Consider the following 15,377-nt stretch of genomic DNA (forward strand, 5'->3'; position numbering starts at 1 on the left):
ATCGGCCTGGCCAACTCGGCAAGCCCCGCAGCGGCGAATTCGGATACGGCGTCGGGCGGTGGCGGGGGGGGGGGGGGGGCGCCCCCGGGGGGGGCGCCCGGGGGGGGCGCGCCCCCCGCCCGCCCCCCGGCATGGGGGGCGTGGGCGGAGGCCCGGGTCCCCGTCACCACCCTGGTGATCGGCGAGGGCGGTTCGGGCGGCGCGCTGGCGCTCGCGGCGCCGGGGAACACCCATGTCACCCGGGACAGCTACTTCTCGGTGATCGCCCCGGAACCGGCGGCGGCGATCCTGAAGCGCACTCCGGACGAGGTGCACGCCACGGCCGATCAGCTGCGGCTGCGCCCCCAGGACTTGGTGGAACTGGGCTTCGCCCGCTCGGTGGTGGGGCCGCCGCGGGAGTGAGGCGCGCGCGGGGCCGGGGACGTGCCACGGGAGTGCGGCGCGCGGGGCCGTCACGGCTGAGGGTCCCGCGCGTCGTACCGCGCGAAGCCGCGCCACCGCAGCGCCAGCAGGGCCACGGCGACGACACAGGCGATCCCGCCCCCGGTCACCGCCAGGCCGGGCGAGGTCAGGTCGGCGACCGATCCCGCCAGGAAGTCGCCGAGCCTCGGTCCGCCCGCCACGACGACGATGAACACGCCCTGGAGCCGTCCGCGCATCCCGTCCGGCACGGCCGCCTGGAGCATGGTGTTGCGGAAGACCATCGAGGTGGTGTCCGCGCACCCGGCGAGCGCCAGGAGGATCAGCCCGAGCCAGAGCTGCCGGGTCAGGCCGAAGACCGCGATGGCGGTGCCCCAGCAGGCGACGGCGAGCAGCACGGCGAGACCGTGACGCCGGACGCGTCCCAGCCATCCGGAGAACACCCCGCCGAGCAGCGCCCCGAACGCCGGAGCGGCGACCAGCAGTCCGGTGGTCTTCGCGTCACCGCCGTACCAGAGGACGGCGACGACCGGGAACAGCGCCCGGGGATGGGCCAGCACCATGGCGCACAGATCGGTGAAGAAGGTCATCCGGAGATTGGGCCTGGTCCCGAGGAAGCGCAGCCCGTCCGCGACGGACGCCCGCTTGTCCCCCGCGCCCTCCTCCCGCTGCGGCAGCATGGCGGGCAGCCGCCACATCGCGTAGAGCGAGGCGGTGAAGGTGATGGCGTCGACGGTGTACGCGGCCCGGTAGCCCCACCAGCCGACGACGAGCCCGCCGAGCATCGGCCCGACCAGTGTTCCGGTGGTGCCGGTCATGGAGTTGAGCGCGTTGGCGGCGGGCAGCTGCTCGGCCGGCAGCAGCCGGGCGATCATCGAGCTGCGGGCCGGTGAGTTGACCGCGAAGCAGGCCGCCTGGAGGGCGACGACGGCGTACAGCAGTCCCACCTGCTCCACCCCGGCGACGGTGATGGCAACGAGTGCGACGGAGAGCACGAACGACCCGGCGGAACTGGCCAGGCCCAGCTTGCGCCGGTCGATGGTGTCGGCGACGGCCCCGCCGTACAGCCCGAAGACGACCAGCGGCAGGAACGAGCAGAAGCCGATGAGCCCGACCGAGAAGGCGGACCCGGTGATGTCGTAGACCTGGAGCGACACGGCGAGCGCCGTCATCCCCTGCCCGACCCAGGAGACCGTGTTCCCGAACCAGAGCCGCCGGTAGTCGGGGGAGCTCCGCAAGGGCGTCAGGTCGGCGAATATGCGGGTGCGAGGGGCGGGTTCTTCGGTCGTTTCGGTCACGCCGGATAGTAACGACCGGGCCGGTCCGCACGGTTGGGGCACTGTGCGGACGGCCGGCTACCTCCAGTGGATTCCTGACGGCCGGGCAGGCTTGTACACGGTTCCGTTGTGCCGCTGGGTGCGGCGCTCGAACAGCGTGGCGTACAGGCCGCTCCTGCCGAGGAGTTGGGCGTGTGTGCCGGACTCGACCAGCCGCCCCTCGTCCAGGACGAGGATGCGGTCGGCGTCCGCGGCCAGGGCCAGGTCGTGGGTGATCACGATGGTGGTGCGGCCCCGGGCCAGCCGTCGCAGGGGTTCGAGGATGCGTTCCGCGGCCAGCCGGTCCAGTCCGGTGGTGGGCTCGTCGAGGAGGAGGACGGGCGCGTCGCGCAACATGGCGCGGGCGATGGCGATGCGCTGCAACTGGCCGCCGGAGAGCCGGGAGGTACCGGTGGAAATGACGGTGTCATATCCGTCCGGGAGGACTTCGACGAACGCGTGGGCGTCCGCCGCCCGCGCGGCCCGCACGACATCGTCGTGGCTCGCGCCGGGGTGTCCGCAGCCGATGTTCTCCTCGATGGTGTCGTGCAGGACGAGCGTGTCCTGCGGCAGCAGCGTGACGTTCCGGCGCAGGTAGGTCAGTGGCAGCCGGTCCACGGACACACCGTCCAGCCGTACGCTGCCGGCGTCCGGGTCGTAGAACCTCAGCAGCAGCGCCGCCAGGGTCGACTTGCCCGCACCGCTGGGGCCGGTGATGACCAGCAGTTCCCCGGGACTTGCGGTGAACGAGAGGTCCCTGAGCACCATTTCGCTGCTGCCGGGGTAGTGGAAGAACACCTGGCGCGCCTCCACCTCACCGAGCGCCCGGCTCCGCGGCGGCACGGGCACGGAGTCGCCCGGGTCGGTGACGGAGGGCTCGGCGTCGAGGATCTCCAGCAGTCGTTCGGCGCCCGCGGTCGCGGCGGTGGCCGTCAGACCGAGCTGGCCCAGCGAGCGGATCGGCGGGTAGAGGTAGCCGATGAAGGCGGCGAAGGCCAGCAGCTGTCCGAGGCTCATCCGGCCGGCCGAGATCTCCCACGCGCCCAGACCGATGATCGTCAGGACGCACAGCGTTTCGAGGACCTCGATGAACTGCTCGTAGAACTCGGTGAGCCGGACGGCCTTCACCGCGGCCTTCAACCGCAGCCGCGCCTTGCTGCTGAGCCGGGCCTCCTCGTCCTGCTGCCTGTTGTACGCCTGGGTCATGACGACGTTGACCAGCGTCTCCTCGACCACGGCCGTGATGGCGCCGTCCGCCGCGCGGCCGCGCCGGGACACCGCGCGCAGGGGCTTGGCGAACCCACGGGTCGTGATCAGGAGGATCGGGACCATGACGAAGGTGGCGAGGGCCAGGTCCCAGCGCAGCCACAGGGCCGCCGCGGCGTAGAAGACGGTGCCGAAAAGCGCCGACGAGGCCCCGACGATGCCGGAGACCACCAGGGCCTCGATGGCCTCCACGTCGCCGGTCAGCCGCTCCACCAGGTCGCCGCGGCGATTGCGCTGGAAGAAGTGCGGCGGGAGCGTCTGGAGATGGCCAAACACCCGGGCCCGCAGCCGCAGCACGAAACGCTCGGCGGTCCAGACCGCGAGCGAACTGCCCAGGTACCCCACCACAGCACCGGCGACCGCCACCGCGAGCCACTGGGCGGCGGGTTTCCAGAAGGCGCTGACGGTGCCGGTCTGCAGTGCCTTGTCGGTGAGTTCGGCGAAGAGCAGGACGGTGACGGTCTCGGCCAGGGCGGCCAGGACCGCGCACAGGAAGATGACGACGAGCCAGCGCCGGTCGCCTCTGGTCAGAGGCCAGAAGCGCCGGAAGGACATCACGATGCTGACCGGGTCGGTGCGGATCGGAACATCCGTCACCGTGTCCTCGGGCGGCTCCTCGGTACGGGCAGAACGCTGGAGTGAGCTGCGAAAGCGCATGGGCATCACGTCACAGAGGTGCTCGGGCTATGGACCTGGCCAGAGAAATGGGCCCAAACGACGAGGCGGACCCGCGCTGTGCGCGAGCCTGCCTCGAGTTGGGGTCAGGGGTCGGGAGTGAAGGGTGTCAGCAACCCCAGCGACGTCCACGCCGGTCGAACCGGTCGTAGTCGTAGTCGTCGAAGTAGTCACGGAACCCACGTCCGCGTCCACGTCCGCCATAACCGCGTCCGCGTCCACGATCGCCGTATCCGCCGCGATCCCTGTCCCTGTGGTCGAAGATGCTGCGAACCTTCATCTTCGCCTCCTCTGGAGGAGTTCACTGCGCCGCTCCATGCTCTTGCTGCGGCACTTTCGACACTACGTCCGACCCCTACGGCCAACAAGTCGTAGAAGCCGTAATCAAGGATTAAAGGGGACGAAATACCGTAATCCTTCGCAGCGTTGCCATAAGTGACTCTCCGGACATGACGCATCGACACGGAACGGGCGGGCCCCCGGCCGGACTTCACCGGCGCGACCCGCCGGGCCGACGCACGGCCACTTGATCTTGCCCCGGGGCTATGGTGAGGGCCCCCACGGAATCCGTGAGGGCCCTCATACCTACGTATACGCAGGTCATAACGTTTCTGCCGGTACCTCGGCAGTGGGGCGGGTGGGACTCGAACCCACGGCCGACGGATTATGAGTCCGCTGCTCTAACCGGCTGAGCTACCGCCCCTTTTCGGCGTGGCGCGTACAAGTGTGCGCGCCGTCTGCCGCAGCATAGCCGGTCATACGATCTCTCGCTCCGGATGGCCGGCTTCGCATGACCATGAAGACCGCACCGCCGGCCGTCCGGTTCCGGATGGAGCGAAGTACACGCGAAAGAGTCACATGCACCCCACACGCACCACGGTGACGACCGTCGGCGGACACACGAAAAAGGACCCCTCGGGGTCCTCTTCCGTTCCGCTCCCCCGACTGGACTCGAACCAGTAACCCTCCGGTTAACAGCCGAATGCTCTGCCAATTGAGCTACAGGGGATCGCGCTCCCCCGACTGGACTCGAACCAGTAACCTGCCGGTTAACAGCCGGCTGCTCTGCCAATTGAGCTACAGGGGATTGCTGCGTGTGCACCGAACCCTACCCACCTGGCTGGTGCCGGGCGGCGCGCGTTCGCTGCGACACATACATTAGCGCAAGCAGGGGGGTGCTTTGCCAATCGGTATCCCCCCGGGTGATCTCCGGTGCCCGCGGGTAGGCGGGCAGCACACGTCGCACTGAGCGTCGCACTGAGCAAGGAAGGGTGGCAGCCATGCGGTACCGGCTCACGTTCATCGCCGGACTGGCCCTCGGATACGTGATCGGGGCACGGGCCGGACGCGAGCGCTACGAGCAGCTGAAGAATTCCGCACGCCAGTTCGCCCAGAATCCGGCCGTGCGCAATACCGCCGAGTCCGCGGCGCAGAGCGGCCGCGATCTGGCCGGCAAGGCGTACCACGCGGTGAGCGTCAAGGTCGTCGAGAAGGTCCCGGCCCCGGTGGCCGAGCGGGTGCGCTCGCTGCGGGACCGCGGCCAGAACGGCGAGGACGACTGGGGCACCACCAACACCTAGCGGAACCGCCCCCGCCACTGCCTCGCAATCGGTACGGAAAAGCTCCGGCGGTGCGGCAGAATCTTGGGCATGGGGATAGTCGCCGGCTTGGACAGTTCTTCCGCCTTCACGCACATCGTCGTCTGCGATACGGACACCGGCGCCGTGCTGCGCCGGGGGTTCGCCGCACACCCCGTCGAGGCGAAGGCCACCGAGGTCGACCCGCAGGCGTGGCTGCTCTCGCTCGGCGAGGCCGCCGGCAGCGGGCTGCTCGAAGGGGTGCAGGCCATCGGCGTCTCCGCCCAGCAGCACGGCCTGGTGCCCCTGGACCACCAGGGCAATCTCGTACGCCCGGCGCTGCTCGGCAACGACAAGCGGGCGCAGGCCGCCGCGGCCGATCTGGTCGACGGGCTCGGCGGGCGGCAGGCCTGGGCCGAGGCGGTCGGGGCGGTGCCGCAGGCCGCGCAGCCGGTGGCGAAGCTGCGCTGGCTGGCACGGACCGAGCCGGAGGCGGCCCAGCGGGTGGCCGCGGTGCTGCAGCCGCACGACTGGCTGGTGTGGCAGCTGCTGGGGCGTCCCGCCCGGCGGACCACCGACCGGGGTGCCGCGTCCGGCACCGGGTACTGGTCGGCGGTCAGCGGTTCCTACCGGTCCGACCTGGTGGAGCTCGCACTCGGGCACCAGGCCGCGCTCCCCGAGGTGCTCGGCCCCGCCGACGCGGCCGGGACGACGCCCGAGGGGCTGCTGATCTCCGCGGGGACCGGCGAGACGATGGCCGCGGCGTTCGGGCTCGGGGTCGGGGTGGGCGACGCGGTGGTGTCGCTGGGTGCGTCGGGCTCGGTCATGGCGGTGCACCACGAGGCGCTGTCCGATCCGGCCGGGACGATCACTTCTTTCGCGGACGCGACCGGGAAGCATCTGCCGGTGGTGTACACGTCCAACGCGGTACGAGCGCTGCGCGGGACCGCCGAGATGCTCGGCGTGGAGGGCCTGGAGGAGCTTTCCGCGCTGGCGCTGAAGTCCACGCCGGGCGCGTCCGGGCTGGTGCTCCTGCCGTATCTGGAGGGCGAGCGGACGCCGCAGCTGCCGCACGCCGCGGGGACGCTGAGCGGGCTGCGGCGCGAGTCGATGAAGCCGGAGCATCTGGCGCGGGCGGCGTTCGAGGGGATGCTGTGCTCGCTGGCCGACGCGCTCGATGTGCTGCGCGGCCGGGGCGTCGAGGTGCGCCGGGTGTTCCTGCTGGGGGCGGCGGCCGAGCTGCCCGCCGTACAGGGGCTCGCTCCGGCGCTGTTCGGTACGCAGGTGGTCGTGCCGCAGCCCGCCGAGTACGCGGCACTGGGCGCGGCCCGGCAGGCGGCCTGGGCGCTGGGGGTCTCGCAGGGGACGGCCGATCCGCTCACTCCCCCGGCCTGGCAGGGCGCCGCGGCGCAGGTGCTGGAGCCGGGCGAGGAGCTGGCGGTCGGGCAGGCGGTGCGCCAGCAGTACGTGGCGACGCGGGACCAGATCCACCCGGGGGCGTTCGACTCCGCGCAGTGAGCCGTCCACCCGTGCGACAGGGCCGGGTACACCGGTGGAGGTGACCCCCTCCACTTGTGTACTCGGTCTGTTTTTTGACCTGGTCTTGAGTAAAATCGCTCGCAGTCGCGGCCGCCGGTGCCGGAAAATGGGTCGACTCCCGCCCTCTGCCGACTCCGAGAGACACGCGTGCTCATAAAACTCCTGCGGGCCTATCTCGGTCCGTACAGAAAACCCATTCTGCTGCTGGTCCTCCTCCAGCTGGTGCAGACCTGCGCCAGCCTCTATCTGCCCACCCTGAACGCCGACATCATCGACAACGGTGTGGTGAAGGGGGACACGGACTACATCCTCGAGTTCGGCGGCATCATGATCGCCGTCAGCATCGGCCAGGTGGTCTGCAACATGGGGGCCGTCTACTACGGCGCCCGTACCGCGGCCGCCCTCGGCCGTGATGTCAGGGCGTCGGTCTTCGACCGGGTGCAGTCGTTCTCGGCGCGTGAGCTCGGGCGCTTCGGGGCGCCCTCGCTGATCACCCGTACGACCAACGATGTCCAGCAGGTCCAGATGCTGGTGCTGATGACGTTCACCCTGATGGTGTCGGCCCCGATCATGTGTGTCGGCGGCATCATCATGGCGCTCGGCCAGGACGTCCCGCTGTCGGCGGTGCTGCTCGCGGTGGTGCCGGTGCTCGGCATCGCGGTGAGCCTGATCGTGAAGCGGATGCGCCCGCTGTTCCGCACGATGCAGGAGCGGCTCGACACGGTGAACCGGGTGCTGCGCGAGCAGATCACCGGCAACCGTGTCATCCGCGCCTTCGTCCGTGACGGTTACGAGGAGGAGCGGTTCCGCGGCTCCAACACCGAGCTGACGGACGTGGCGCTGTCCACGGGCCGGCTGATGGCGCTGATGTTCCCCACCGTGATGACGGTCGTGAACGTCTCGTCGATCGCCGTGCTCTGGTTCGGTGCCCACCGCATCGACAGCGGCGGCATGGAGATCGGCGCGCTGACCGCCTTCCTCGCCTATCTGATGCAGATCGTCATGTCGGTGATGATGGCCACCTTCATGTTCATGATGGTGCCGCGTGCCGAGGTCTGTGCCGAGCGCATCCAGGAGGTCCTGGAGACCGAGTCCAGCGTGGTCCCGCCGGTCAAGCCGGTCCGGAAGCTGCTCGCCCGCGGTCATCTGGAGGTGCGCGGCGCGGACTTCCGCTACCCGGGCGCCGAGGAGCCGGTGCTGCGGTCGGTGGATCTGGTGGCCCGCCCCGGCGAGACCACCGCGATCATCGGGTCGACGGGCAGCGGGAAGTCGACGCTGCTCGGTCTCGTACCGCGGCTGTTCGACGTGACGGACGGTCAGGTGCTGGTCGACGGTACGGATGTGCGGACGCTGGAGCCGGCGCTGCTGGCGAGGACCGTGAGCCTCGTTCCGCAGAAGCCGTATCTGTTCTCCGGGACGGTCGCGACGAATCTGCGGTACGGAAACCCGGACGCGACCGACGAGGAGCTGTGGCACGCGCTGGAGGTCGCGCAGGCCAAGGAGTTCGTCGCGGCGCTGGAGCACGGCCTGAACGCGCCGATCGCTCAGGGCGGCACCAATGTCTCGGGCGGGCAGCGGCAGCGGCTGGCCATCGCCAGGACGCTGGTGCAGCAGCCGGAGATCTATCTCTTCGACGACTCGTTCTCCGCGCTCGACTACGCCACCGACGCCGCGCTGCGCGGGGCGCTCACGCAGGAGACGGCCGAGGCGACCGTGGTGATCGTGGCGCAGCGGGTGTCCACCATCCGCGACGCGGACCGGATCCTGGTGCTGGACGAGGGCCGGGTCGTCGGCTCCGGCACCCACCACGAGCTGATGGACGGCAATGAAACGTACCGGGAGATCGTGCTCTCCCAGCTGACGGAAGCGGAGGCCGCGTAATGGCCGGGCCTGGCGGACGCATGATGGCGGGCGGGGCGCCGACCGACCGGTCCATGGACTTCAAGGGGTCCTCGAAGCGGCTGCTGAAGCGCTTCGGGACGGAGAAGGCCCCGCTGTACGTGATGCTGGCGGCCTGTGCGCTGAGCGTCGGCCTGTCGGTGATCGGGCCGAAGATCCTCGGCCGGGCGACCGACCTGGTCTTCGCCGGGGTCGTCGGCCGGGAGATGCCCGAGGGGACGACCAAGGAAGAGGCCGTCGAGGGCCTGCGCAAGAGCAACAGCGGCCTGGCCGACATGCTCTCCGGGGTGGACTTCGTCCCCGGTCACGGCATCGACTTCGGCGCGGTGGGCGACGTACTGCTGGTGGCGCTGGCGGTCTATGTCGGGGCCGGCCTGCTGATGCTGGTGGCGACCCGGCTGTCGATCCGGATCATCAACCGGATCATTTTCCAGCTGCGCGAGGACATCCAGACGAAGCTGTCGCGGCTGCCGCTGTCGTACTTCGACCGGGCCAAGCGCGGCGAGGTGCTCAGCCGGGCGACGAACGACATCGACAACATCTCGCAGACGATGCAGCAGACGATGGGCCAGCTCATCAACTCCCTGCTCACCATCGTCGGCGTGCTGATCATGATGTTCTGGGTCTCGCCGCTGCTGGCGTTCGTCGCACTGGTGACGGTGCCGCTCTCGGTGGTCGTGGCCAAGAAGGTCGGCAAGCGCTCGCAGCCGCAGTTCGTGCAGCAGTGGAAGGTGACGGGCAAGCTCAACGCCCACATCGAGGAGATGTACACCGGGCACACCCTGGTGAAGGTCTTCGGCCGGCAGGAGGAGTCCGCGAGGGACTTCGCCGAGCAGAACGAAGCGCTGTACGAGGCCGGGTTCAAGGCGCAGTTCAACAGCGGGATCATGCAGCCGCTGATGATGTTCGTCTCCAACCTGAACTATGTGCTGATCGCCGTCGTGGGTGGTCTGCGGGTCGCTTCGGGGTCGCTGTCGATCGGTGATGTGCAGGCCTTCATCCAGTACTCGCGTCAGTTCTCGATGCCGCTGACCCAGGTCGCCTCGATGGCGAACCTGGTGCAGTCGGGTGTCGCCTCGGCCGAGCGGATCTTCGAGCTGCTGGACGCCGAGGAGCAGGGCGCCGACCCCGCGCCCGGCGAGCAGGAGCGCCCGAAGGAGCTGCGGGGCAGCGTCTCGCTGGAGAAGGTGTCGTTCCGTTACGACCCGGAGAAGCCGCTCATCGAGGATCTGTCGCTGAGCGTCGAGCCCGGTCACACGGTCGCGATCGTCGGACCGACCGGGGCCGGCAAGACCACGCTCGTCAATCTGCTGATGCGGTTCTACGAGGTGACGGGCGGCCGGATCACGCTGGACGGGGTCGACGTGACGAAGATGTCGCGCGACGAACTGCGGCAGGGCATCGGCATGGTCCTCCAGGACACCTGGCTGTTCGGCGGTTCGATCGCGGACAACATCGCGTACGGCGCTTCGCGCGAGGTCACCCGTGAGGAGATCGAGGAGGCGGCGAAGGCGGCCCATGCCGACCGGTTCATCCGCACCCTGCCGGACGGCTACGACACGGTGATCGACGACGAGGGCTCCGGGGTCAGCGCGGGCGAGAAGCAACTGATCACCATCGCACGGGCGTTCCTGTCCGACCCGGTGATCCTGGTGCTCGACGAGGCGACGAGCTCCGTCGACACCCGTACGGAGGTGCTGATCCAGAAGGCGATGGCGCGCCTGGCCCACGGCCGTACGAGCTTTGTGATCGCGCACCGGCTCTCCACCATCCGGGACGCCGATGTCATCCTGGTGATGGAGAACGGCTCGATCGTCGAACAGGGCACGCACGAGGAGCTGTTGGCCTCCGAGGGTGCCTACGCCCGGCTGTATTCGGCGCAGTTCGCGCAGGCGGTCGCCGAAGTCGACTAGGGCCTGTCCGTTCGGACCCGAGGGCCCGCACCGCCGGCCGGCGGTGCGGGTCCTTTCGCCGTCAGTCGAGGTAGCCGCGGAGCTGGTCGGCGAAGGCGTGGTCCCGCAGTTTGTTGAGGGTCTTGGACTCGATCTGGCGGATGCGTTCGCGCGTCACGCCGAAGATCCGGCCTATCTCCTCAAGCGTGCGGGGCCGTCCGTCGTCCAGCCCGTAGCGCAGCTGGACCACCTTCCGCTCGCGCTCGCCCAGGGTGGAGAGCACCGCTTCCAGGTGCTCGCGCAGCAGCAGGAACGCGGCGGACTCGACCGGGGACGCGGCGTCGCCGTCCTCGATCAGGTCGCCGAGGGCTATGTCGTCCTCCTCGCCGACCGGGGCGTGCAGCGAGACCGGTTCCTGGGCGAGCCGCAGCACTTCGCCGACCCGCTCGGGGGTGAGGTCGAGCTGGCCGGCGACCTCCTCCGCCGTCGGCTCGTAGCCGCGTTCCTGGAGCATCCGGCGCTGGACGCGTACGACGCGGTTGATCAGCTCGACGACATGGACCGGGACCCGTATGGTCCGCGCCTGGTCGGCGAGGGCGCGGGACATGGCCTGGCGGATCCACCAGGTCGCGTACGTGGAGAACTTGTAGCCCCGGGCGTAGTCGAACTTCTCGACGGCCCTGATCAGCCCGAGGTTTCCCTCCTGGACCAGATCGAGCATGGTCAGCCCGCGGCCGACATAGCGCTTGGCGACGGAGACGACGAGGCGGAGGTTGGCCTCGATGAGGCGGCGTTTGGCCATCCGCCCCATGACCACCAGCCGGTCGAGATCGACGGCCAGCCGGGTGTCCGGGTCCGGGGTGCTCGCGAGCCGTTCCTCGGCGAAGAGTCCGGCCTCGACCCGGCGGGCGAGTTCCACCTCGTCGGCCGCGCTGAGCAGCGGGATCCGGCCGATCTCCCGCAGGTACTGGCGGAAGAGGTCGGAGGACGGACCGGTGGTCTCCGGACGGCTCCGCGGCCCGGCCGGCTCGGGTGCCCGGGGTGGCTCCTCCATGAGTGCCTCGGGCGGGTCGGGCGGCTCGGTCGGTATCGGCGGTTCCACCGCGGCCTCCGGATGGCGCACGGCCCGGTTCTGCGCGGGGATGGCCGAGACGTGCTCGGTTTCGGTCAGGGTCCGGGTCTGCACGGGGGCGACCTCCAGGTGATCGCTGCCGGACCGCGGGGATGGAGGACCACCGTTCGGTGGGCCGGCCGCGCTCCGATGTCTCAGGCACCGGCCCCCAGTGTGGGGGAAGACACATCGCTGCCACGAGGGGCGTGCGGGGACTTTCTGAGTCCGGTCCGTGACCGGGCGGTTACGCGGGGGCGCTCCCGCCGCCGGGCCGACGCGTCAGAGCGCGTCGGCGCCGCTGTTGCGCAGGGACTGGGCGTACTGCTGGAGGACCCAGACCTCGTTCTGCGCCGCCGCCAGGTGGTCCGGGGCGACATTGCTGCCGAGGCGGGCGAGGCTGCCCTGTACGTCGTTGATCCGGCGGTCGACGGCGCGCAGCCGGACCTGGACGAGCTGCATGCCCGCGTAGGTCTCGTCGATGGTCTTGCCGTGGAAGACCTCGACGGCGAGCTCGGTGACCAGATTGCGCACCGTGTCGTTGGGGGCCGCTTCCAGGACCTGAACCAGGTATTCGCGGGTCTCGGGGACCCCCAGCTCCGCGCCGCCCGCCTCCGCGATGCACTGCCGGACGGCGGCGTACGGCGGGGCCGTGAACTCGTCCACCCCGTAGGCGTCGAAGGCCGGGGAGACCAGGGCGGGCTTCTGCAGGGCGAGCTTCAGCAGCTCGCGCTCGGTGCGGTGGGCGGGGCTGCGGAGGTTGAGCGCGGGGCCCGAGGGGGCGGCGGGCGCCTGGACCTGCTGGTGCCGGGGGCCGCCGCGGGAGGGGGCCTGCGCGGGGCCCCGCTGGTCGCCCCGCTCGCGGGCCCAGCGGGCGAGCTGGCCGACGCGCTTGACCACGAACTGGGTGTCCAGGATGCCGAGCATGCCGGCCAGCTGGACGGCGACCTCGTGCTGCGAGGAGCTGTTCTTGATCCGGGCGACGACGGGAGCCGCCTCGTCGAGCGCGGCGCCGCGGCCCGCCGGGGTCTCCAGGTCGTACCGGCCGACGATCTGGCGGAGCGCGAACTCGAAGAGCGGGGTGCGGGGCTCGACCAGGTCGCGGACCGCCTCGTCGCCCTTGGCCAGGCGCAGATCGCAGGGGTCCATGCCGTCCGGGGCGATCGCGATGTACGTCTCCGCGGCGAACTTCTGGTCGTCCTCGAAGGCGCGCAGGGCGGCCTTCTGCCCGGCCGCGTCACCGTCGAAGGTGAAGATCACCCGGGCGCTGCCGTTGTCCATCAGGAGCCGGCGAAGGATCTTGATGTGGTCGCCGCCGAAGGCCGTGCCGCAGGTGGCGATGGCGGTGGTGATCCCGGCGAGATGGCAGGCCATGACGTCGGTGTAGCCCTCGACGACCACGGCCCGGCTGGCCTTCGCGATGTCCTTCTTCGCCAGGTCGATGCCGTACAGCACCTGGGACTTCTTGTAGATCGCGGTCTCGGGGGTGTTGAGGTACTTCGGTCCGTTGTCGTCGTCGCGCAGCTTGCGGGCGCCGAAGCCGACGACATCGCCGGAGGTGTCGCTGATCGGCCACATCAGCCGGCCGCGGAAGCGGTCGATGGGGCCGCGCCTGCCGTCCTGGGAGAGGCCGGAGGCGATCAGCTCCTTGTCGCTGAAGCCCTTGCCGCGCAGATAGCGGGTGAGGTGGTCCCAGCCCGCCGGGCTGTAGCCGACGCCGAAGTGGGCGGCGGCCGCCTGGTCGAAGCCGCGCTCGGCGAGGAACTTACGGCCGATCTCGGCCTCGGGGCCGTCCAGCTGCTCGACGTAGAACTGGGCGGCCACCTTGTGCGCCTCGACCAGCCTGATGCGCTCGCCGCGCTGGTGGGAGGGGTTGTAGCCGCCCTCCTCGTAACGCAGGGTGATGCCCGCCTTGGCGGCGAGCCGCTCGACCGTCTCGGAGAACGAGAGATGGTCGATCTTCATCACGAAGGCGATCGTGTCGCCGCCCTCCTGGCAGCCGAAGCAGTGGAAGAGACCCTTGCTCGGGCTGACCTGGAAGGAGGGGGACTTCTCGTCGTGGAACGGGCAGAGTCCCTTGAGGTTGCCACCGCCCGCGTTGCGCAGCTGGAGATACTCGGAAACGACGGCGTCGATCGGGACCGCGTCCCGTACCGCCTTCACATCGTCGTCATTGATCCTGCCTGCCACGGGTGAAGTCTACGGGTGGGGTACGACAGGCCGTGCCGCGTGCCGTTGTGACCCATGGAACCGGTGGTGCGGTGCGGACCGGCCGGGTCGTCCCGCCCGGGAGCACCGGACGGAACGGCCGGGCCCGTCCGGGCCCGGCTCAGCCCAGGGATTCCAGCGGTACCGACGGGTCGGCCAGCGCGTCCGGGTCGATCTGCCGGCCGGACCGGATCAGCGCCTGCACGGTCTCGGTGACGTCCCACACGTTGACGTTCATCCCGGCCAGCACCCGGCGGTCCTTCAGCCAGAAGGCGATGAACTCCCGCTTCCCCGCGTCGCCGCGGATGACCACCTGGTCGTAGCTGCCCGGCGGCGCCCAGCCCGAGTATTCGAGGCCGAGGTCGTACTGGTCGGAGAAGAAGTACGGCACCCGGTCGTAGCTGACCTCCTGGCCGAGCATGGCGCGGGCCGCGGCCGGGCCGCTGTTCAGCGCGTTCGCCCAGTGCTCCACGCGCAGCCGGGCGCCGAGCAGCGGGTGGGCCACGTTGGCGACGTCACCGGCCGCGAAGATGTGCGGGTCGCTGGTGCGCAGGGAGGCGTCGACGGCGATGCCGCCGCCGTCCGCGCGTGGGGCCATGGCGAGCCCGGCGGTCTCGGCGAGGGCGGTGCGCGGCGCGGCGCCGATCGCGGCGAGCACGTCGTGGGCGGGGTGCTCCTCGCCGTCGTCGGTGCGGACGGCGAGCACCAGGCCGTCCTGGCCGATGATCTCGGTGAGGCGGAGACCGAAGTGGAAGCGGACCCCGTGGTCGCTGTGCAGATCGGTGAAGATCTGGCCGAGTTCGGGGCCGACGACCTGGTGCAGCGGGGTCGGCTCCGGCTCCACGACGGTGACCTCGGCGCCGTACCCGCGCGCCACCGCGGCGACCTCCAGGCCGATCCAGCCGGCCCCGGCGATCACCAGATGGCCGTTGTCGCGGCCGAGTGCGGCCAGTACGTTGCGCAGCCGGTCGGCGTGGGCGAGGCGGCGCAGATGGTGGACGCCGGCCAGGTCCGTGCCAGGAACGGCGAGGCGGCGCGGCTCGGCCCCGGTGGCGAGCAGCAGCTTGTCGTAGTGGACGACGGTGCCGTCGCCGAGTTGTACGGCGCGGGCCTCCCGGTCGAGCGAGGTGACGGGCTGCCCCAGGTGCAGCTCGATGTCGGCGCCCGCGTACCAGGCGGTCTCGTGGACGAAGACGCTGTCCCGCTCCTCCTTGCCGGACAGATAGCCCTTGGAGAGCGGCGGCCGTTCGTACGGATGGTCGCGTTCGTCGCCGAGCAGGATCACCCGGCCGCTGAAACCCTCCGCCCGGAGCGTCTCGGCTGCCTTCGCTCCCGCCAGTCCCCCGCCGACGATGACGAACGTCCGATGTGCGTCGACCTCTTGATGCCTCCTCGGTGCTTGCTGCGCGGCGCCGCCAACTGCGAGCGTCCCGCACGCAGCGTGATGGCGAAAGAGGGTGTACCCCGATCAGGTCAC

9 protein-coding genes, 3 tRNA genes and 1 pseudogene are annotated in these 15,377 nt (G+C 70.4%); 5 read left to right on the forward strand and 8 right to left on the reverse strand.

Translation table 11 applies throughout. The features are described 5' to 3' along the window. Positions 1-144 precede the first annotated feature (144 nt). Positions 145-402 (forward strand): annotated as a pseudogene (locus ABZY11_RS35575) (acetyl-CoA carboxylase); the annotation flags it as partial. Positions 403-452: 50 nt separating this feature from the next. On the opposite strand, the gene ABZY11_RS35580 reads toward ABZY11_RS35575, so the two are convergent. From ABZY11_RS35580 to ABZY11_RS35600, 5 genes are all read right to left on the reverse strand, one after another. Further along, the gene (locus ABZY11_RS35580; RefSeq protein ID WP_356483139.1) at positions 453-1,718 is read right to left on the reverse strand and encodes an MFS transporter; all 1,266 of its coding nucleotides are present in this window, start codon (positions 1,716-1,718) and stop codon (positions 453-455) included. Positions 1,719-1,775: 57 nt separating this feature from the next. Continuing rightward, complete coding sequence (locus tag ABZY11_RS35585) at positions 1,776-3,557, reverse strand: ABC transporter ATP-binding protein (RefSeq protein WP_356483146.1); 1,782 nt, start codon at positions 3,555-3,557, stop codon at positions 1,776-1,778. 749 nt (positions 3,558-4,306) lie between these two features. Continuing rightward, positions 4,307-4,380: transfer RNA gene (locus tag ABZY11_RS35590), tRNA-Ile, on the reverse strand. Positions 4,381-4,613: 233 nt separating this feature from the next. Then, positions 4,614-4,686, reverse strand: a tRNA-Asn gene (locus tag ABZY11_RS35595). Between the two features lie 5 nt (positions 4,687-4,691). Beyond that, positions 4,692-4,764: transfer RNA gene (locus ABZY11_RS35600), tRNA-Asn, on the reverse strand. A gap of 193 nt (positions 4,765-4,957) precedes the next feature. Between ABZY11_RS35600 and ABZY11_RS35605 the strand changes: the two genes are divergently transcribed. The 4 genes from ABZY11_RS35605 (at position 4,958) to ABZY11_RS35620 (ending at position 10,605) form a co-directional block, all read left to right on the forward strand. Beyond that, a complete protein-coding gene (locus ABZY11_RS35605; protein WP_356483140.1) occupies positions 4,958-5,257 on the forward strand; it encodes a YtxH domain-containing protein in 300 nt (99 codons plus the stop codon). A 69-nt stretch (positions 5,258-5,326) separates the two neighbouring features. Then, on the forward strand, positions 5,327-6,772 hold the full coding sequence (locus tag ABZY11_RS35610) for an FGGY family carbohydrate kinase (RefSeq protein ID WP_356483141.1): 1,446 nt from the start codon (positions 5,327-5,329) through the stop codon (positions 6,770-6,772). Between the two features lie 168 nt (positions 6,773-6,940). Continuing rightward, positions 6,941-8,674, forward strand: a complete 1,734-nt coding sequence (locus tag ABZY11_RS35615) for an ABC transporter ATP-binding protein (protein WP_356483142.1) — start codon at positions 6,941-6,943, stop codon at positions 8,672-8,674. Continuing rightward, positions 8,674-10,605, forward strand: a complete 1,932-nt coding sequence (locus ABZY11_RS35620) for an ABC transporter ATP-binding protein (RefSeq protein ID WP_356483143.1) — start codon at positions 8,674-8,676, stop codon at positions 10,603-10,605. The genes ABZY11_RS35615 and ABZY11_RS35620 overlap by 1 nt, the downstream gene beginning before the upstream one ends. A 61-nt stretch (positions 10,606-10,666) precedes the next feature. Here ABZY11_RS35620 and ABZY11_RS35625 read toward each other — a convergent pair whose 3' ends face one another. The 3 genes from ABZY11_RS35625 to ABZY11_RS35635 all read right to left on the reverse strand — a co-directional run bounded on the left by ABZY11_RS35625 (position 10,667) and on the right by ABZY11_RS35635 (position 15,254). Continuing rightward, positions 10,667-11,770: an RNA polymerase sigma factor gene (locus tag ABZY11_RS35625; RefSeq protein ID WP_356483144.1), complete on the reverse strand. Its 1,104-nt coding sequence runs from the start codon at positions 11,768-11,770 to the stop codon at positions 10,667-10,669. A gap of 204 nt (positions 11,771-11,974) precedes the next feature. After that, positions 11,975-13,882, reverse strand: coding sequence for a DNA primase (gene dnaG, locus ABZY11_RS35630; protein ID WP_356483145.1), 1,908 nt, complete (start codon positions 13,880-13,882; stop codon positions 11,975-11,977). A 139-nt stretch (positions 13,883-14,021) separates the two neighbouring features. Further along, entirely contained in the window at positions 14,022-15,254 is a 1,233-nt protein-coding gene (locus ABZY11_RS35635) for an FAD-dependent oxidoreductase (RefSeq protein ID WP_356483147.1), read from the reverse strand. Positions 15,255-15,377: the final 123 nt, after the last annotated feature.

This window comes from Streptomyces sp. NPDC006510, assembly GCF_040611955.1.
Taxonomy (GTDB): Bacteria; Actinomycetota; Actinomycetes; order Streptomycetales; family Streptomycetaceae; genus Streptomyces.

Bases quoted from the DNA above. Each gene is read 5' to 3' on its own strand.
- ABZY11_RS35585 (WP_356483146.1), bottom strand. From the start codon at position 3,557: ATGTCCTTCCGGCGCTTCTGGCCTCTGACCAGAGGCGACCGGCGCTGG.
- ABZY11_RS35605 (WP_356483140.1), top strand. From the start codon at position 4,958: ATGCGGTACCGGCTCACGTTCATCGCCGGACTGGCCCTCGGATACGTG.
- ABZY11_RS35610 (WP_356483141.1), top strand. From the start codon at position 5,327: ATGGGGATAGTCGCCGGCTTGGACAGTTCTTCCGCCTTCACGCACATC.
- ABZY11_RS35620 (WP_356483143.1), top strand. From the start codon at position 8,674: ATGGCCGGGCCTGGCGGACGCATGATGGCGGGCGGGGCGCCGACCGAC.